Source organism: Nocardia aegles, from assembly GCF_052545135.1.
The window spans coordinates 332,965-351,363 of the sequence record NZ_JBQWRI010000003.1; the positions used below are offsets into that span (position 1 = coordinate 332,965).

Genomic DNA, 18,399 nt, shown 5'->3' on the forward strand with positions numbered 1-18,399 from the left:
GCGTCATCGACGCGATCTCGGACGAGGCAATGCTATTCGGAACCAACCAGACTTTTCCGGAAATTCAGGCAATCCATCCAGCGAGGCGACCGGTCCCACCCGGATCGTGCGTGCCCTTGCTGGGCAATCGAATTCATGACGAAATGGACCCGCCGCGACGCGCGGGTCCATTTCGTTGCCAACTACGGGTTTCTCACCCGCCGCTCACTCAGCCGAGGCTGAACGGCTGCCCCCACAACGTCACCCAGGTGATGACGTTGTCGGTCTCCACCTCGACACTGACGAAAGCACGCGCCTGCGCGTAACCCGCACAGCCGTTGAGACCGATGGTCTCGTCGGCCCAGGTCACCGAACCGCTGGTGCCCTTGAAAGCGTTGCGGGTCTTGTGCGACTCGTTGCCGAAGTCGTCGGCCTGCTCCAGATCGAGCACATAGAACGACTTCGCCTGGCCGGGGCCGAGCGACAGGTTGCCGCCGGAGTTGGCGCCGACGCCGCCGGTGACGTTCTGGCCATCGCTCCAGTCCACATTGCCGTCCACACCACCAGTGGCACCACCACCGGCGATATTCACCTGGCAGCCAACGGTGTAACCGGGGAAGATCTTGCCCCCGGCCGCGCCGGACAGCTCCACCTGTGCGCTACCGGACACCCAGGCGTTGCGATGCAACGGAGTAGCACCCATGGACGGGCTGATATTGGCCGACTCACCGACCAGACGAATGGTCACCACGGTGCCGTCCGACAACGTCTTGGTCAGCTCGCCGCCCGGCAGCGGGACAAAGGTGTCGGCGTTGGCCGCACCGGTGGAGAACAGGCCCATCGCGATGGTGGCAGCGGCGCCGAGGCCGGCCATCCGCGCCAGGTTCTTACGGTTGATCATGATTGATATCCCTCAGGGTTGAGTCCGCTTCAGCGGGAGGATGGTTCGTTGAATTCGACAGATGTCAGCCGATGCTGAACGGCATCCCGTAGAGGGTCGTCTTCGAGTAGTGATCACCGATGATCTCGACGACCGTGTACGAACGCGCCTGCGCATAACCCGCGCAACCCTGAATCTGGATCTCGGCATCCTGATACTCCACCGAGTACACACCCGGCTTCAGAATGTCCTTGTAATCGATCTGAACGAACTTGACCTCACCGGGACCGAGATTGACACCGATCGACCCACCCGCACTCGCACCACTCAGATTGACACTGCCCGACACCCCCGCAGAAATCGCATCATCAGCAATACTCACCTGACAACCGACGATATAACCGGTACTCAACTGCGAAGCACCATGCGTGGACGAATTATTCGTTCCCGGGTTACCGGCCGGACCATTGGTCGGGCCGACAGTGCCTTCCGGCGTCTCGGTCACGTCGGCAACCGCGTTGCCCGACACCCAGACCACACGACCTGCGCCGTTGGCGGCCAGCGACGGCGAAATCAGGGCCCGCTCACCGTTCCGGGTGATCGTCACACCCGGCCCCACCTTCTGGCCGTCCGGCAACGGCACGAAGGTGTCGGCATTTGCGGCACCGGTCGATAGCAGGCCCATGGCAACAGCCGCGGCAGCGCCGACGCCCGCGACGCGGGCACCGCGGCGCAGACCTTTGGTGCGGTTCTCGCTCATACTTCCCCTCATCAGGTTCAAACAGTCAACCTCGACCATCGAGCTTGACACTGGTCCTCTCAGGCCCAGCTCAGTGTGTCGCCCCTTTGTTGCCGATGTGTAACCCGTTGTTATTTCAGCGCAACGGACATCCTGGCAACGGAACCGAGCCAGGTTCCGCCGAGCGGGCTTTGTGCGTGCTGGGTACCCACGCGGCGCAGGTACCCAATTCGAGTGGCTCGATGGGAGATTAGACGTTTTATAACGACCGCCGCAACGTAGAGTTTCGTAAAGTTCAAGGTGACCCGCATCACAGTTGCGCACATCCGAATATCGCTTGACGTGCATAAATACTGGTTCGCTACAGCCGGGCGGCCGGTATGGCGGCGCAAAAGGGACAGCCTGCGAATACGGGACACGGCCGTAAGCATCTCGCTCGGATTACTTCCGGCCGGAAACGATCACCGGCGGGTTACGAAGCCGGAGAAACAATTACGTAGCTACTACGTAGATAACGGACTCAGCCGTGATGCGGGGGAACCTGAGCGCGCAGCCAGTCGTCAGCGGACCGGACGTCGTCGCGGTCGTCGCGCTCGTCGGCGGTGGTATCGGGCAGCGCGTCGCCGAAGATCTTCGCCAAGCGCGCGGCATCCCTCGCCCGGCGAGCCGCCGGACGAGGGTGCTCAGAAGGCGTGGGCGCGGTGATTATTCGACCAATCCGGAAAGCTCACCGATCACCCGGCTGGCGAGCGGACCGAGCGTCGCCATGCCGTCGCGAATGGCGGAACGGGTGCCGGGCAGGTTGACCACCAGGGTGCTTCCGGACACGCCGGCCACACCGCGGGAAAGCCCCGCGTCCAGCGAGCCGGCCACCCGGCCGGAGGAACGAAGGGCTTCGCTGATCCCCGGCAACTCCCGGTCGAGCACCTGCGAGGTGGCCTCCGGCGTGACGTCGCGCGGGGACATGCCCGTGCCACCGACGGAGATCACCAGATCGACGCCGCCGATCACCGCCGTGTTGAGAGCGTTGCGGATCTCGACCTCGTCGGCCTGCACCGACACCGATGCGTCAACGAGGAAACCCGCTTCGGTGAGCAGCTCGGTGACCAGCGGGCCGAGCGAGTCAACACCTCCATGCGCAGTCCGATCGTCCACGACCACCACCAGAGCACGCCCCGCCACAGGAGCATCGATTTCCATGGTGCTCACCGTAGCGCGTGCGTCCAGCAACTCGGCGGCCACGCCGAGAACATCGGCGTCGACATCGATCATCCGATCCCGTCCGCCGGGTACCGCGCGCATCACCGGCCGCCGTCCGCGGGCGCGCCGGAGAGGGTCACCTCGACGGTCTTGGAATTGTTGCCGTGATCATCGGTGTAGGTGACTTTCACCTTGTCTCCCGGTTGGTGCGAGCGGACCGCGGCGACGAGCGCGTTCCCGGAATCTATCGGGCGGTCGTCGAGCTTCGTCACCACCGCCCCCGGCGGGATGCCCGCGCGCGCGGCGGGGCCGTCCGCCGTGACGTCGCGGACCTTCGCGCCGGACACCTGCTGCGTCGGGTCCTGCTGCCGCGACACCGTGATTCCGACCTGCGCGTAGGTGGCCTTGCCGGTCTTGATCAGTTCGTCGGCCACCCGGCGCGCCTGATCGACGGGAATCGCGAACCCGAGTCCGATCGACCCGGTCTGGCCGCCCGCCATCTCGCTCGGCCCGAGCGTCGCGATGGCGGTGTTGATGCCGATCAGCTTCCCGCTGCCGTCCACCAGCGCGCCGCCGGAGTTGCCCGGGTTGATCGCGGCGTCGGTCTGGATCGCGTCGATCACGGGGCTGGCCGCCGCACCCCCCGGCTCGCTTCCGTCTCCGCTGGTGACGACGGGCCGGTTCAGCGCGGACACGATGCCCGTGGTGACCGTGCCCGCCAGCCCGAGCGGCGAGCCGATCGCGACGACCGGCTGGCCGACCTGGAGGTTCGTCGAGCTTCCGAGTTCGATGGGGCTGAGGCCACTCTTTCCGGTCGCCTTGATGACGGCCAGGTCGGAGACCGGATCGGCGCCGACCAGCGTGGCGGGCGCGCTGCTGCCGTCGGAGAGCACGACCTCCATCTTGGCGTTCGGCCCGCCGCCCGCGGCCACATGGTTGTTGGTCAGGATCAGGCCGTCGGAGGACAGGATCACCCCGGAACCCTCACCCTCGGCTTTACTGCTGGCCACCTTGATCATCACAACGCTGGGCAGCACCTTCTGCGCGACCGCCTGGGTGGAACCGGCCGGAGCGTTCACGGCGTTGCTCACGTTCGGCTTCGGAGCGTCCAGAGCGTTGGTCACCGGGGCGCGACCGTCCTCGCCGTGCGTGACCAGCGCGCCGACCGCACCGCCGACACCACCGCTGACCAGCGCGAGCGCGACCGCTCCGACGGCGAGACCCGCGCGGAACGGACGCCGGGCAGGCGCGGGCGGGGCGCCGTAGGCGGGGCCGTGCGGTTGCGTGGCGTCGTTCGGTCGACCGAAGGGTGGCGGATACCCGGGGAACGGCGCGCCCGGATGGTGCTGCGGCGGGAACTGCGCGGTGGGATGCTGCGCTTGCTGCGGGCCGTAACCGGGGGCGTGCGCCTCCCCCGGCCCGTACGCGCCCGCGTCCGGCGCACCCGGCTCCCGGCGATCCTTCGAATCCTCGGTCATGGACTCCTCGTTTCTGCTCACGTCTCGTCCAGGTTGGCCGCGGGGACTGAGAGCGGACTGAGACGGTGCTTTCAGTTTTCCGAGAGCTGCCCCGGAACCGGTGCGCAATAGAACACCGGCAACTTTATGTCTCAAATCCTGCCGCAAACCAATCGGAGCATTGTCCGAAATACCTCACCGACGGTAAATATTCCGCACAGAACTCGAGATTGTGCCGGAAATAGAGTTCCGCCGCCCCGCTATTGCGTCAATCGGAGACGGGCGCGCCCGGCTCGCCGGGCAACACGATACGAACGACCGCGCCGCCGCGTTGCGAGGTATCGATGGCGATCGTACCGCCGTGTTTCGTCACCACCTGTTTGACGATCGCGAGACCGAGGCCCGAGCCCGGCATCGATCGCGACGACATGACCCGATAGAAACGCTCGAATACCAGCTCGCGCTCCGCCGCCGGAATACCGGGACCGGCGTCATCGATGGACAACTCCAGCAAACCCGGACCGCTCTCCCGCATGAGGATGCGCACCTGCGCGCCCGCCGGGCTCCACTTGGCCGCGTTGTCGAGCACGTTCAGCACCGCGCGCTCCAAGCCCGCCTCGTGCCCGTAGACGAACCACGGGCGCAGATCGGCGACGAACTCGATGCCGGTGCGACGCCGGCGGGCGCGCTCGAGTGCGCGTTCCACCACCTCACCCAGATCCACGCGCTCGAAGACGGTTTCCGGCGCGTCCTCCCGGGCGAGATCGACCAGATCGCCCACCAGCGTCGACAACTCTTCGATCTGCGCCATCACGTCGGCGCGCAATCCGGCCATGTCCTCGTCCGGGATGCGCGGTGCGCCGGGACGGCTCGACGCGATGAGCAGCTCCATGTTGGTCCGCAGGGACGTCAGCGGCGTGCGCAGCTCGTGCCCGGCGTCGGCGACGAGCCGTCGCTGCCGGTCCCGCGACTCGGCGAGCGCGCGCAGCATCGTGTTGAAACTCTCTGTGAGCCGTGCCAGTTCGTCATCGCCGGTCACCGGTATCGGGGTCAGGTCGTCGGTGCGGGCGATCCGCTCGGTGGCCGCCGTCAGCCGCGCGATGGGCCGCAGACCGGTGCGGCCGACCGCCGTGCCCGCCGCGGCGGCCAGCACGACACCGCAGCCGCCGACGACGAACAACAGCCAGGCGAGCCGGTCGAGCACTTCCCTGGTGCGGTCCAGCCGCTGCGAGATGACCAGCGTCGCACCCGAGTTGGTGTAGACCGCGAGCACGCGCTGATCACCGTCGGTGCGCAGCGACGAACTGCGTTCCCCGCGGGCCACGGCCAATTCCTGCGACCCCACCGGCGGATCGGTGGACTGCGGCGGCAGCCAGCGCCGCAGATCGGGATAGATCAGCGCGATGCCGGTGTCGTCGTAGAAGGCCGCGGCGACCATCAGATTCAGGTTGTTGAACCCGTAGGGGTTGCTGGCGATCACCGCCGTGGACCGGCTGCGCAACTGGGCGTCCACGTCGGCGTACAACGCCCGGGCCACCAGCGCGTAGGCCGCGATCGAGGTGACCGCCACCGCGATCGCCACCACCGAGGCGGCCAGCAGCGTCACCCGCCACCGCAGTGAGACCGAGCGCGTCAACGGCATGGGTGGGCGCATGTCGACGGACTCGGTCGGCCGCTGGCCGAGTGCGGCGACGGCGGGACGCTTGGGTGGTGTTCGTGCCATGACCGGGGACCTACGGCGGCGTTTCACGCAGGACATAGCCCACGCCGCGCACCGTGTGGATCAACCGCGGCTCGCCCTCGGCCTCGGTTTTGCGGCGCAGATAACCGATGTAGACCTCGAGCGCGTTTCCCGAGGTCGGGAAATCGTAGCCCCAGACCTCCTCGAGAATGCGGCTACGGGTGAGCACGCGGCGCGGGTTCGCCATCAGCATTTCCAGCAGTGAGAACTCGGTGCGGGTGAGACTGATCTGCCGGGCGCCGCGGGATACCTCGCGGGTCACCGGGTCCAGCGACAGGTCGGCGAACTTCATCGCCTCCGAGGTGTCCCCCGGGCTCGCGGACGTGCGCCGCAGCAGCGCGCGCAGCCTGGCCAGCAGTTCCTCCAGCGCGAACGGCTTCGGCAGATAGTCGTCCGCCCCGGCATCGAGCCCGGCGACCCGCTCCGATACCGAATCCCGCGCGGTGAGAACCAGAATCGGCAAATCATCGCCCGTGCTCCGGAGACGGCGGCAGACCTCGAGCCCGTCCAGTCGGGGCATCATCACGTCGAGGACGAGCGCGTCGGGGCGCTGGACGGTTGCCTTCTCCAGCGCGTCCACACCGTCCACCGCGAGATCGACGGAGTAGCCGTTGAAGGTGAGCGACCGGCGCAGCGATTCCCGGACCGCCCGATCGTCATCGACCACCAGAATGCGCATGCCACCAGTTTGACCGCACCGACTGAGAGGTAACTGAGAGGGCGCTCCCGACACGCCGCGGTCGCGTGCCGCCGCACTCCTCGGCGCGTCGTCCCTGTCGACCGGGGGTGACCAGGGCCTTCCACGGCGCCACGGAGAAGTTGACGCGTCCCTTGCGCATTCCACTGCGAAACACGTTCTCTATAGCCATATTCGGTAAATTGCAGACCGGCTCCCCCGGATTGCCGATGACCCCTCTGCACGGTATGTTCCGTGCGGTAAAAAAAGAAGACCTCTAGTTGGTTCTTTGCGGGTTGAATCAATACCGAACAGCCACGCGCGCCCGAGGTCACTGGTGAAGCGGAGGCGACAGAAGCGGATGGAAGCTGCACCGCGGTCCTGGCAATTCAGCCTGTCGAACTGGTCGGTCACCCGCAAGGTTGGCGTGGTGCTGGTGCTTCCGGTGGTGCTGGCCACCGTCTTCGCCGTGCTTCGAATCAACAACGAACTGCGTACCATGGCACAGTTGGACGCGGCGACCGAACAGGCCGTCATCATCCGCCCGATCGTCAAGTTCGGTTCGGCCACCGAGCAACTCGGCGTCACCGCGGCCGCCACCTGGGGTAACTCCACCGACCCGCAGACCGACGCCGCGCTGACGAAGTTCGACCAGGCCCTGGCCGAACTGGAAGCCGCCTTGCAGACCGCCAAGGTCAGCGGCCGGGTCACCTCCGAATTGGCCTCGGCGATCGCCACCGGCACCACGATGCGCAACAGCCTGCGCAACGGCTCGCCCGCCATGGTCGGCGAGCAGTCCGACGAGATCATGGGCCGTATCGGTAACGCGCTCGCGCTGTCGCCCTCGGTGGACGACCTGGTCATCCAGCGCTACTTCCTGCAGCTGGCGTCGGTGCAGACCGCGCGGCGCGTGCTCACCCAGCAGCGCATGCTGATCGGGTCCCCGGACGCGAGCCGCAACCCGAGCGTGCGGCCCCGCGTGCTGGTCGCCGCGGGCGCCGAGATCACGATGATCTACCAGTACGCGCAGATCCTGCCGGACTACGCGGGCAACATGCGTCCGCTGCTGGACGCGGTGCAGACCCGGCTCGGCGCCTTCAGCCAGAGCGCGACCGACCCGACGACCAATCCCGCCGTCATCGATTCGCTGCCGGCCAGCTCGGACACCTACGAGAAGACCACCGCGCAGCTGATCGACAGCATCGACGGCGCCCTGGCCGCGCGCACCATCGACGCGCAAGCCGGTGCGCTGCGCGAGACGACGATCGTCATCGGCATGCTGCTCGCGGGCTTGGCCCTGGCCCTTTCGGTCGCGCGTACCCTGGTCGTCCCGGTCCGCCGCCTACGGCGGGACGCGCTCGAGGTGGCGCACATCAAGCTGCCCGACGAGCTCGCCGTGGTGCGCGCGGGCGGCACCACCCCCGAGATCATCCCGGTCGCGGTGCACAGCACCGACGAGATCGGCCAGCTGGCCCGCGCCGTGGACGAGATCCACGAGCAGGCGTTGAACCTCGCCGCCGACCAGGCCCGCCTGCGCCTGCAGATCGGGAACATGTTCGAGACCCTCTCGCGCCGCAGCCAATCGCTGGTCGAGCAGCAGCTGGCGCTGATCGAGGACCTCGAGCACGACGAGGACGACACCGACCGGTTGCAGAGCCTGTTCCGCCTCGACCACCTGGCCACCCGCATGCGCCGCAACGGCGACAACCTGCTGGTCCTCGCCGGTACCGCGCTGCGCCGCGGCCAGCTGCACCCGGTGCCGCTGTCGGACATGCTCTGGAGCGCGGTGTCCCAGGTGGAGGACTACCAGCGCGTCGAGATCGGCGCGGTGCCCGACGGCATCGTCGCGGGCGAGCCCGCGGTCGACATCGAGCACCTGCTCGCCGAGCTGATCGACAACGCGCTGCGTTACTCCCCGCCGACCACGCCGGTCACCGTGATGGTGTCGCGCGCGGTGGACGGCGGCTACCTGATCGAGATCACCGACCGCGGCCTCGGCATGTCCTCGGAAGACCTCCAGACCACCAACGACCGGCTCGCCTCCGGTGGTGAGGTCACGGTCGAGACCGCGCGCCGCATGGGCCTGTTCGTCGTCGGCCGCCTGGCCAAACGCCACACCATCACGGTCAACCTGCGCCGCACGTCCACGATGGCGCAGCAGCCGGGCATCACCGCCAGCGTGCATCTACCCGGCGCGCTGGTCGCGCCGCCGATGGACGTCACCGATCCGGCGGGCAAGCCGATCGATATCACCGCCGAGCATCAGCTGCCCTCGCTCGTCACGCCGCCCACCGGGACGCAGCCGCGCAACCTGGTGCCGGTGCCGAGCCTGCCGCAGCGCGACACCGCGCGGTTCGGCGTGACGAGTTCCGGCCTGCCGCAGCGCCGTCCGGCCATCCGGGTCGCCGATACTCCCGAGCAGCCCACGGTCTCCACGCCGGTCGGACGGGCGGTCGACCCGGCGGATCAGCCTGCCACCCAGCCGTGGCCGGTGCTCACCCCGCGCACGGACGACCGCGCTTCCACCGGTTCGTTCGCGGCGGTGTCGCCCGCCACCGGTGAGCAGGCCGTCGAGCAGCAGCCCGCGCGCACCGATCTGTGGACCGAGATCAAGGACGACGAGCCGTCGACCGGTCCCACGCCCAGCGTGCCGAGCCAGGCGCCCGCACCGCAGACCACCGCGCGATCCGGTCTGCCGATCCGGAAGCCGGTCGCGCCCGCCGAACCACCGCAGGAGGCCGCACCGGAACCCGCGACGGTGACCTCCTCCCGGTTGCAGCCGGTCGCGGGCGCGTCCCCGACCCCCATCTATCAACGCATGGTCTCGGAATGGCTGGTCGAGCCCTCGACCGCGCAACCGTCGGACAGCTCGTGGTCCTCGCCTGGTGACGCGGGCTGGCTGGCCGCCGAAGATGCCAGCCGTCCGACCACCACCGCGCGCACCGTCGGCGGGCTGCCGATTCGCAGGCCGGGCGCACAGCTGGTGCCCGGCGGTCTGGCGCCCGCGGAGGACGCGGGTACACGTGATCCGGAAGAAATTCGCAACAATTTGACCAGGCATCTCAGTGGGGTCCGCAGCGGGCGGGCCAATGCGCAGTACAACGACGGAGGGCTTGCATGACCAACGCGAACAACAGCACCACGGACGAAAATCTGAACTGGCTGGTCGCCCGCTTCACCCGAGATGTACCCGGCGTGTCCCATGCGGTGCTGGTATCCGCGGATGGCTTGTTGCAGGCCACGAGTCCGCATCTGCCCAGCGATCGTGCCGAACAACTCTCCGCCGTCACCGCCGGACTCGCCAGCCTTTCCATGGGCGCGGCGTCGCTGTTCGACGGCGGCAAGGTGATGCAGTCCATCGTGGAGATGCAGCGCGGCTACCTGCTGGTGATGAGCGTCGGCAACGGCTCGCACCTGGCCGTGCTGGCGAACAAGTCGCACGATATCGGCCGCATCGGCTACGAGATGGCGCTGCTGGTCGATCGGGTGGGTTCGGTGGTCACCGCGACAGCGCGCACCGCTGTCTGAGCGTGAGATGTCCAACCCATACGGTCCCGGACCACGACCGGCCACGCGCGTCCGGCCTTACGCTCTGACCTCGGGGCGTACCGAACCCGCGATCGACCTCCCATTGGAGGCGGTCATCGAAACATTGTCGTACACTGCACATCTCGACTGGCCGACCGGCGACATCCGCACCGAGATACTGCGGCTCGGCACGCATCGGTTGTCGGTCGCGGAGATCGCGGCACATCTGGACCGGCCGCTCGGCATGGTCCGAGTGGTGATCGGCGACCTGGTCGTCGACGGCACCATGCGCGTGCATTCGACTTTGACCGAAGAGGCGAGCTATGACGAGCGCCGTTCCCTGATGGAGAGGACATTGCGTGGACTCCGCGCCCTATAGGAATCTGGGGCCCAGTGGACATTCCGGGCCAAGTGGAAGTCTCGGACCGGGCGCGGCCCCCGGTCCGGATGGCTTCGAGAACCGGGTCGCCTCGACGAAGATCGTCGTCGCGGGTGGCTTCGGCGCGGGCAAGACGACGTTCGTCGGCGCGGTGTCGGAGATCGTTCCGCTGCGCACCGAGGCGATGGTGACCCGTTACTCCGACGGCATCGACGATCTCGCCGATACGCCGGAGAAGGAGACCACGACGGTCGCCATGGATTTCGGCCGGATCATCCTGCCCGGCAATCTGGTGCTCTACTTGTTCGGGACGCCGGGCCAGCGGCGGTTCTGGTTCATGTGGGACGACCTCATCCGCGGTGCGATCGGTGCCGTCGTGCTGATCGACACCCGGCGGCTGGAGGACAGCTTCGCCGCTGTCGACTTCTTCGAGGCGCGCAAGCTGCCGTTCCTCATCGCGGTCAACCGCTTCCCGGACGCGCCGCGCTTCCCCATCGCGGAACTGCGCGAGGCGCTCTCGGTGCGCGAGGGCGTGCCGATCGTGGATATCGACGCGCGCAACGCGATCGAGGTGCGCCAGGCGCTCGCCGCGGTCACCGAGTACGCGATCGCCCAGCTGAAAGCAGGCGAACTGGAAGGAACCGCCCGCCATGCGTGAGGTCGCGGTACTGGCCGCGGACGGTGCGACGTCGGTCGACCAGTTCGCGCTCGGCTATTGGCTGGTCGCGTTGTCGCTGGGCATTTCGGTCCTCGGCGCGGTGGTCGGCCTCGCCTGCATCGTGCACGGCGCGCGCTCGGTTCAGTTCCGCGTCGTGTGGCTGGTTTCGGCGGCGATATCGCTGGGCGGCGTCGGTGCGTGGCTGGCCACCTCGGTGGCCATGCTGGGCCTGCGAGTGCCGGGCAGCGCGATGCGTTACGACCCGGGCCGGCTGGTCGCGGCCCTGGTCGTCGCGATCGTGTCCGTCTTCGCGGCGCTGCTGATCGCCGGGCGCACGCCTCGGCTGGCGCTGCTGCTGCCCGCCGGCCTGGTACTCGGTCTCGGCGTCGGTGTCACGCACTACCTCGGCATCGGCTCACTGGAGATCCAGGGTTCGGTCAGTGTGACGCCCTGGCTGGCCGCCGTCTCCACCGTGATCGGGGTGATCAGCGCGACGACCACGCTGTGGCTGCTCCAGACGATGCGCTCTGCGCCGGTCCGCGCCGCGACGGTGTTGCTGTTCGGCGTCGGGGTGGCCGCGACCTACTACACGGCCGTGGCCGCACTGCATTTCGACGTCGACCGGGCGGCGAAGGTGCCCGGCGGCGTGCAGCTGTTCGACTTCGTGTTCCCGATGTTCGTCACGGGCCTGCTCGCGCTGACCGTGCCGATCTCCGCGGTGCTGATCGCACCGCATCGCCGTGAACTGGCCGCACCGCCGAAGACGCGCAGGCCGAAGCTGGAGCCCGCCGGCTGATCCGAATGCGCGAAGGCCGCACACGGCGCGCGGTCCGGATGCACGGCGCGCTTCGAGGTTGATCGATCGTTTTCCGCTGACCGATCCCGTGGCCTAGCCGGATTCGGCGATGCCACGGCTTCACCCGCCCGGCCCACTTACAGTGGAAGCCATGCGTTTCGGTCTCGATTACGCCGCGGGACGTCCGAGGGGCGCGGCGATTCGGGCGGCGGGGTACGACTTCGTGGTGCGGTATCTGTCCGACGGTGGACCGAGCCTGCCCGGCAAGCTGCTCACCCCGGCCGAAGCGAACGATCTGCGGGCGCACGGAATCTCGATCGTCTCGAACTGGGAGACCACGGCCGCGCGGATGCTGGACGGCTACGGCGCGGGGATCGTCGACGCTCGTGCGGCACTCGCCCAGGTGCTGCGCTGCGGGGGCCGGGTGGACCGGCCGATCTATTTCTCCGCGGATTTCGACGCTACGCAGCAGGACCAGTTGCGCCTCAACGCCTATCTGGACGGTGCGGCGACCGTGCTCGGCCGCGCGAACGTCGGCATCTACGGCGGGTACTGGGCGGTCAGCCGCGCACTGGACGCCGGGTACGCCACCTGGGCGTGGCAGACCGACGCGTGGTCCGGCGCGAACGTCGAGACCAGGCGGGTCATTCATCAGACACGGCGCCAAGTGACGGTCGACGGCGTGCGCTGTGACGTGAACGAGGCCGAGACGATCGATTTCGGCCAGTGGGATTTCGTAGAACAGGAGGAGCCGGACGTGACGCCGGAGCAAGAGGCAGTGCTGCGCGACATCCAGATCCAGCTGCGCGGACCCGACTTGTCCGGCTGGCCGCAGTTGGGCGCTGACGCGGACGGCCGGAATCGGACGCTGGTGGACGGATTGGCCGCGGCGCTGGACCGAATCGCCGCACTGGAGCGCGAATCCGCCGAGTTGCGAACGCAAGTAGGCGAATTGCGCACCGAGATCAGCGAACTGGAGGCGACGACGGCCGAGCTGACCGAGCAGGTGGAGCACTGGAACGGACGGCACTGGCCGTGGCCGCTGTCGCTGATCGAGGGCCCCGCGGCGCTGGTCGGTGAACAGCTGGCCCGGCTGGAGGCGCTGCTGCCGGACTTTCCCGGCCTGCCCGGACACGACGGCGATCGGCGCATACCGGTTGGCGACGCCGGACCGGCGGCGTTGACCTCGAAAAACCGAACCTCCGCCGGCGCGGTCGACGACCGTACGCAATTGGCTGAGCGCGAGTGACCAGGGCGAGCGAAACCAGCTGAACGCCCCCAAAATTGGCGATGAGCGGGTTCTCTTGGGAACCAAGAGAACCCGCCCTCGACGACGAGGGTACCGGTATCCGGCTGCGCGCGCATCATTTTCGGCGGAACTTTTCGGCGGCCGAAAACCAACCGACGGTCCGGGATTCCGCGTGTGGCTATCCGATCGCTATCGCAACCGGCGCAAGAGTGCGACGTGATGCGGGACACATTGATAGCTATAAAATAGCTAAATCGATGTATGGCGGCCCGGAAAATTTTTTCCGAAACACGCCGAACTGCCCGTTTCCGGACGGTCGACCAGCGCCCGGCGCGTTCCAGGCGGCATCGGCATCGGTCGAGCAATCGCCAGTCGCTCGCGGCGTTCGGTGCGAGAGTTCGTATGGTCTCTCCGGGCGCGTCCCGCTCAGAGCTTCTCGACGTCGATCAAGCCGCGCCGCACGGCCGCGACCACCCTACGCGGCACCCGACGCACGACGCCTCCGACGGTCACCGACACCAGATCCACCGGCGTGGCCTTCCAGTTCGACCGACGGCTGCGGGTGTTCGACCGCGACATCTTCCGCTTCGGTACCGCCATCTCAGGCCCCCTTCCGCACGCGCTTGCCGTATTTGCGTTCGAATTTCTCCACTCGCCCCTGGGTATCCAGCACGCGGTGCGCGCCGGTCCAGAACGGGTGCGAGTCGGCGGTGACGTCCACCGTCAGCAGCGGGTAGGTGTTGCCGTCGGTCCACTCCACGGTGCGTGTGCCGGTCGCCGTGGACCGGGTGAGAAACCGCTTGCCGGTGCTCACGTCCTCGAAGACCACCGGGTGGTAGTCCGGATGGATCTCCTTCTTCATTTCGCCTCTCCTTTCGGCGTTCTCCCGTCCTGCACGGGCTGTCGAGACTCCTCGTCACTCACGCACGGGTCGGCGTGCCACTCGCCGAACGGGTCCTCCCACCGGGCGACTCGCTCCGGCGCGCGCTCGACCAGGCGCAGTTCGTCGTCCTCCACCAGCGCCCAGTGCAGCGCTTCGCGGATCCGCGCGGGATCGGCGTCGTGCACCAGGATCGACAGCGAGACGTCCCGGTCGCCGAATCGCTCGTCCCAACGCAGGGCGGCCATCGCGCGGCGTTCCGGGTCCACCTCGGCCAGCTGGGCTTCCGGCATCGCGGCCAGCCAGCGCCCGGCACCGCCCACCCGCAGGCCGCCACCAGCGGATTCCAGCCACATCACCTCATCGGGCTGGGTGGCCAGCCACAGTCGTCCACGCGCGGTCACCACGCCGTCCAACAACACGTCCAGCGCCTCGTGCAGCCGGGCCGGATGGAACGGCCGCGCCGCGGCGAACTCCACCAGCTCGACGCCGTAGTCGCTGGTCAAGAGCGGTTGGCCACGCAGTAGCGGCGCGTGCGCGTCGAAGACCCGGCCCCGGCGCGAACCGGCGGGGACGCGCGCGAGCAGCGTTTCGATCAGCGCGGGACCGACGGAGCCCGCCTCGTCCACCCAGGCGACCGGCGCCCCGGGAACAAGCCTGGTCAGTACCGCGGCGAGTTTGCCTCGATCGGCCGATGGGTCGGCGAGTGACAGTCCGTCCGCGGCGGCGCCGAGAACGAGGAAGGCATCGGCGAAATCGACCTGTCCGACCGCGACCTGCGCCACCGTGCGGTCGTCCTCGGCGGCGACCAGGCCACGCTCGGCCAGCGTCTCGTCCCCGGTCGCGTCGGTGAGCCAGACATTCGCGTCCAGGCAGGTCAGGACCGCCGCCACCCGGACCTCACGCCCGGCGGGGCCGTCGACGCGACCGTGCACCCCGGTGACCAGGACGTGTTCGATGGCCCGGCACACCGCCTCGGCCTCGAACGCGGGGTCGAGCGCGAGCACGATGCGATCCACGGACTCCCGCCGGGCGAGGGTGCACAGCAGCGGGAGCAGATCCATCCGCAGAGTGCAGGAGACACAGCCGTGCGCGAGTTCGAGCACGGCCGAGGTCTCCTGTGTCGCGGTGCGCACCGTACGGCGCACGACGCCCTCGCGCAGCTGGGTCAGATCGTGGCGAACCACGACCGTGCCCGCGGCCGTGCCCAGCACGGCGGCGGCGCGATCCACGCCCGCTGCGGCGAGTCCGGCGAGGAGCACCACGGGCGTTCTGCGGTCCGAGCCGGATGGGAACAGAGTGGAATCGGCCGACACCGCGAGCCCCTTTCGACAATGATTTTCATTTACTGTAAGACAACGGTACATTGTCGGGAACCCGTTGTCGAAAATGATTGTCATCTACTGAAGGGAGGCCGGATGTCGGCCCACTGCCAGGTCACCGGGCGCACGCCCGGATTCGGCAAGTCCGTGTCGCACTCGCACAAGCGGACCAGCCGCCGCTGGAACCCGAACGTCCAGCGCAAGACCTACTACCTGCCCAGCGAAGGACGGCGCGTCACCCTGACCGTCTCCGCCAAGGGCATCAAGACCATCGATCGGGACGGGATCGAGGCCGTGGTGGCCCGGCTCCGGGCCCGCGGCGACAAGATCTGAGGAGCGAGCCATGGCGTCGAAATCGACCGACATCCGCCCGATCGTCAAGCTGAAGTCCACGGCAGGCACCGGGTACACCTACGTGACGCGCAAAAATCGCCGCAACGACCCCGACCGCCTGGTGCTGCGCAAGTACGACCCGGTGGTGCGCCAGCACGTCGACTTCCGCGAGGAGCGCTGAGATGGCCAAGAAGTCGAAGATCGCGCGCGATCAGCAGCGCAGGGCGATCGTGGCGCGCTACGCGGAGCGGCGCGCCGAACTGAAGGAAATCATCCGGAAGCCGGGCACACCGGAGGCCGAACGCGCGGCCGCACAGGCCGAACTGCGGCGGCAGCCGCGCGACGCCAGTCCGGTACGATTGCGCAATCGGGACGCCGCCGACGGACGACCGCGCGGTCATCTCCGGAAGTTCGGACTCTCCCGTGTGCGTGTGCGCGAGATGGCCCACCGGGGCGAATTGCCCGGTGTGCACAAATCGAGCTGGTAGACAACCACTGATCTCGTGAGAAGGAACTCGTCATATGGCAGTAAAGCGAGCACCGTCGAAGAAGGTCCGCGCAGAGCAGGCCCGCCGTCCGAAGAAGAACCCGCTCATCGCCGCCGGCATCGAGACGGTCGACTACAAAGACGTGAACCTGCTGCGTACGTTCATCTCCGATCGCGGCAAGATCCGCAGCCGCCGGGTCACCGGGCTCACCCCGCAACAGCAGCGCCAGGTCGCCGTCGCGGTGAAGAACGCCCGGGAGATGGCACTGCTTCCGTTCACCAGCCGTTAGGCGTACCTCCGCATTCGCTCCGGCCGTGCGCGGGGCTAAAGACGGACTACGTCCGACTGCGCCCGTTATGCGTACCTCCGCCTTCGCTCCGGCCATGCGCGGACTGAGGACGGACTACGTCCGGCGGCGCATATTATGCGTACCTCCACCTTCGCTCCGGCCGTGCGCGGGGCTAAAGACGGACTACGTCCGGCTGCGCCCGTTATGCGTACCTCCACCTTCGCTCCGGCCGTGCGCGGGTTGAGGACGGACTACGTCCGACTGGCTGTTAGGCGTACTCGCGTCACGCGCGCACCGGAAAGACCCCCGCCGCGCGAGCGCCGGGGGTCTTTGTCGTCGTCGCTACCGAATCGGCCGGGTCACGGGATGGTCAGCACCTGGCCGGGGTCGATCGCGTCCGGATTCGGGATGCCGCTGGCGTCCGCGATCTCCTGGTAGCGGTTGCCGTCGCCGTAGAAGCGCTCGGCGATCGCCCACAGCGTGTCGCCCGGCTCGACGGTGTAGGTACGCGGTTCGGGCGGCGGAGGCGGCACCTCCTCGGCGGCCGGAGCCGCGACCTGCTCCTCGTACACCGGTTCCGCTTCCGGCTCCGGGGCGGGCAGCGGAGTGTCGGTGTCGGTGCCGGAGGCCCACAGCGCGCTGCCGTCGCTGCCGTACAGCACGACGTTGCGATCCGCCTGCACGACCAACCGCTCGGCGACCTGGCCGTTGGTCTCGGTCGCCCACACGGCGCCGTCGCTCTTGTAGAGGACGAAGTTGCCGTCGTGCTGCAGCGCGGCCCGCTCCACGCCCTGGTCGTGAGTTTGGGTGGCCCACACTACATTTCCACCCGGCTCGGACAGCACTAGATTGCCGTCGTCCTGCAGGGTGAGGGTGTACGCCCCGCCCTGGAGGGACTGCCCCCGCCCGAGTTCTTCGCCTACACGCAGCGTGTCGAGCACGATACTTCCTTTCCGGAACAAGCTGGTAGAGCATCCGATAGGATCTGCGCCGCAACGGCTCCGGCGCTGATCCCGGCAAAACTTACTGCCCCCGAATGCATTTGGGAAACAATGACGCGCACGGTTCGCGGAACGTTCACTGTGGGGTTCATCGCAGTGCACGACGCACCCGTGGTGCGGTATGCGAACCCGCGCCGGGACTAGGGTGTCGGTATGGATCGGATCCAGGCCGGACGGGCCGCCACAGCTGTCGCCGTAGTGCTCGCCTGTCTCGCCGCCGCCGGCTGCGGCGGCTCGGACGACGCGGCGAGAACATCGAGCACGAGCGCCGCTGCGACCGCGGCGCCGCACACGCCGACCGAGGACCCGCACGGGAACCAAGGCAACGAATTCACCGCCGATCCGGCCATCGTGGGCGCGCATCCGATCCCGTTCCAATCATGGACTCGATTGGGCGACAACAAGATAGCTGTGAACTTCGAAACCGGTTCGCCGGAGTGCTACGGCGTGGACGCCACCGTCACCGAGACCGCTTCGACGGTCACGGTCGAACTGCGCTCCGGCAGCCGCGCCGAGGCCGTCGGCCGGATGTGCGCGATGATCGCGGTCTTCGGCACCCTGGCGGTGCCGCTGAAGGAGCCGCTCGGCAACCGTACGGTGCTCAGCGCGGTATAGCACTCGGCGCGCACGGGCAGGCTGGTCCTACGGCAGTGCACCCATCATCGGATAGCTGTCGGCTTGCGATCGGCCGCCCGTACGGTTGCGCGATAAAGCTCGACGCGTCCGAGCGGATTCCTTCGCGGGCGCCGTCGAAAGCTCTGCCGCACCGGACGGACGGGCGGAAAGCGAACGAAGAACGCCGCG

Annotated in this window: 21 protein-coding genes; 11 read left to right on the plus strand and 10 right to left on the minus strand. The window is 68.0% G+C overall.

The features are described 5' to 3' along the window. Window positions 1-208: 208 nt before the first annotated feature. The 6 genes from ACT89H_RS11570 to ACT89H_RS11595 form a co-directional block, all read right to left on the minus strand. Complete coding sequence (locus ACT89H_RS11570) at window positions 209-880, minus strand: MspA family porin (RefSeq protein ID WP_445108557.1); 672 nt, start codon at window positions 878-880, stop codon at window positions 209-211. Between the two features lie 64 nt (window positions 881-944). Then, entirely contained in the window at window positions 945-1,619 is a 675-nt protein-coding gene (locus ACT89H_RS11575) for an MspA family porin (protein WP_445108558.1), read from the minus strand. 684 nt (window positions 1,620-2,303) lie between these two features. Further along, on the minus strand, window positions 2,304-2,798 hold the full coding sequence (locus ACT89H_RS11580; RefSeq protein ID WP_195044576.1) for a MogA/MoaB family molybdenum cofactor biosynthesis protein: 495 nt from the start codon (window positions 2,796-2,798) through the stop codon (window positions 2,304-2,306). A 101-nt stretch (window positions 2,799-2,899) separates the two neighbouring features. After that, the gene (locus tag ACT89H_RS11585; protein WP_445108559.1) at window positions 2,900-4,276 is read right to left on the minus strand and encodes a S1C family serine protease; all 1,377 of its coding nucleotides are present in this window, start codon (window positions 4,274-4,276) and stop codon (window positions 2,900-2,902) included. A gap of 247 nt (window positions 4,277-4,523) precedes the next feature. Then, a complete protein-coding gene (locus tag ACT89H_RS11590) occupies window positions 4,524-5,909 on the minus strand; it encodes a HAMP domain-containing sensor histidine kinase (protein WP_445108896.1) in 1,386 nt (461 codons plus the stop codon). A 79-nt stretch (window positions 5,910-5,988) separates the two neighbouring features. Next, on the minus strand, window positions 5,989-6,675 hold the full coding sequence (locus ACT89H_RS11595) for a response regulator transcription factor (RefSeq protein ID WP_445108560.1): 687 nt from the start codon (window positions 6,673-6,675) through the stop codon (window positions 5,989-5,991). Window positions 6,676-7,033: 358 nt separating this feature from the next. Here ACT89H_RS11595 and ACT89H_RS11600 point away from each other — a divergent pair, with 358 nt between their 5' ends. The 6 genes from ACT89H_RS11600 to ACT89H_RS11625 all read left to right on the plus strand — a co-directional run bounded on the left by ACT89H_RS11600 (window position 7,034) and on the right by ACT89H_RS11625 (window position 13,282). Then, window positions 7,034-9,793: a sensor histidine kinase gene (locus ACT89H_RS11600; RefSeq protein WP_445108561.1), complete on the plus strand. Its 2,760-nt coding sequence runs from the start codon at window positions 7,034-7,036 to the stop codon at window positions 9,791-9,793. Continuing rightward, window positions 9,790-10,200 (plus strand): roadblock/LC7 domain-containing protein, encoded by a 411-nt coding sequence (locus ACT89H_RS11605; protein WP_039801134.1) that lies wholly within the window; start codon window positions 9,790-9,792, stop codon window positions 10,198-10,200. The genes ACT89H_RS11600 and ACT89H_RS11605 overlap by 4 nt, the downstream gene beginning before the upstream one ends. Before the next feature lie 7 nt (window positions 10,201-10,207). Then, the gene (locus tag ACT89H_RS11610) at window positions 10,208-10,579 is read left to right on the plus strand and encodes a DUF742 domain-containing protein (RefSeq protein WP_445108562.1); all 372 of its coding nucleotides are present in this window, start codon (window positions 10,208-10,210) and stop codon (window positions 10,577-10,579) included. A gap of 100 nt (window positions 10,580-10,679) precedes the next feature. Beyond that, window positions 10,680-11,237: a GTP-binding protein gene (locus ACT89H_RS11615; protein ID WP_445108897.1), complete on the plus strand. Its 558-nt coding sequence runs from the start codon at window positions 10,680-10,682 to the stop codon at window positions 11,235-11,237. Next, window positions 11,230-12,033, plus strand: a complete 804-nt coding sequence (locus ACT89H_RS11620; RefSeq protein WP_445108563.1) for an MHYT domain-containing protein — start codon at window positions 11,230-11,232, stop codon at window positions 12,031-12,033. The genes ACT89H_RS11615 and ACT89H_RS11620 overlap by 8 nt, the downstream gene beginning before the upstream one ends. A 151-nt stretch (window positions 12,034-12,184) precedes the next feature. Further along, complete coding sequence (locus ACT89H_RS11625) at window positions 12,185-13,282, plus strand: glycoside hydrolase domain-containing protein (protein ID WP_445108564.1); 1,098 nt, start codon at window positions 12,185-12,187, stop codon at window positions 13,280-13,282. Window positions 13,283-13,708: 426 nt separating this feature from the next. Here ACT89H_RS11625 and rpmF read toward each other — a convergent pair whose 3' ends face one another. The 3 genes from rpmF to mrf are packed head-to-tail and all read right to left on the minus strand — an operon-like array spanning window position 13,709 to window position 15,478. After that, window positions 13,709-13,882, minus strand: a complete 174-nt coding sequence (gene rpmF, locus ACT89H_RS11630) for a 50S ribosomal protein L32 (RefSeq protein WP_445108565.1) — start codon at window positions 13,880-13,882, stop codon at window positions 13,709-13,711. A 1-nt stretch (window position 13,883) separates the two neighbouring features. Beyond that, complete coding sequence (locus ACT89H_RS11635; RefSeq protein WP_445108566.1) at window positions 13,884-14,144, minus strand: type B 50S ribosomal protein L31; 261 nt, start codon at window positions 14,142-14,144, stop codon at window positions 13,884-13,886. After that, window positions 14,141-15,478, minus strand: a complete 1,338-nt coding sequence (gene mrf / locus ACT89H_RS11640) for a ribosome hibernation factor-recruiting GTPase MRF (RefSeq protein WP_445108567.1) — start codon at window positions 15,476-15,478, stop codon at window positions 14,141-14,143. The genes ACT89H_RS11635 and mrf overlap by 4 nt, the downstream gene beginning before the upstream one ends. Window positions 15,479-15,580: 102 nt before the next feature. Here mrf and rpmB point away from each other — a divergent pair, with 102 nt between their 5' ends. The 4 genes from rpmB to rpsR are packed head-to-tail and all read left to right on the plus strand — an operon-like array spanning window position 15,581 to window position 16,594. Then, window positions 15,581-15,817 carry a 50S ribosomal protein L28 gene (gene rpmB, locus ACT89H_RS11645; RefSeq protein WP_445108568.1) on the plus strand — a complete coding sequence of 79 codons (237 nt, stop codon included), beginning with the start codon at window positions 15,581-15,583 and terminating at the stop codon, window positions 15,815-15,817. 10 nt (window positions 15,818-15,827) lie between these two features. Continuing rightward, window positions 15,828-15,998, plus strand: a complete 171-nt coding sequence (gene rpmG, locus ACT89H_RS11650) for a 50S ribosomal protein L33 (protein WP_445108569.1) — start codon at window positions 15,828-15,830, stop codon at window positions 15,996-15,998. Window position 15,999: 1 nt separating this feature from the next. Then, the gene (rpsN, locus tag ACT89H_RS11655) at window positions 16,000-16,305 is read left to right on the plus strand and encodes a 30S ribosomal protein S14 (protein ID WP_445108570.1); all 306 of its coding nucleotides are present in this window, start codon (window positions 16,000-16,002) and stop codon (window positions 16,303-16,305) included. 34 nt (window positions 16,306-16,339) lie between these two features. Next, window positions 16,340-16,594 carry a 30S ribosomal protein S18 gene (rpsR, locus tag ACT89H_RS11660; RefSeq protein ID WP_011211513.1) on the plus strand — a complete coding sequence of 85 codons (255 nt, stop codon included), beginning with the start codon at window positions 16,340-16,342 and terminating at the stop codon, window positions 16,592-16,594. Between the two features lie 359 nt (window positions 16,595-16,953). On the opposite strand, the gene ACT89H_RS11665 is transcribed toward rpsR, so the two are convergent. After that, the gene (locus ACT89H_RS11665) at window positions 16,954-17,535 is read right to left on the minus strand and encodes a LysM peptidoglycan-binding domain-containing protein (protein WP_445108571.1); all 582 of its coding nucleotides are present in this window, start codon (window positions 17,533-17,535) and stop codon (window positions 16,954-16,956) included. A gap of 213 nt (window positions 17,536-17,748) precedes the next feature. Between ACT89H_RS11665 and ACT89H_RS11670 the strand changes: the two genes are divergently transcribed. Continuing rightward, on the plus strand, window positions 17,749-18,210 hold the full coding sequence (locus ACT89H_RS11670; RefSeq protein WP_445108572.1) for a hypothetical protein: 462 nt from the start codon (window positions 17,749-17,751) through the stop codon (window positions 18,208-18,210). The last annotated feature ends 189 nt before the right edge of the window (window positions 18,211-18,399 follow it).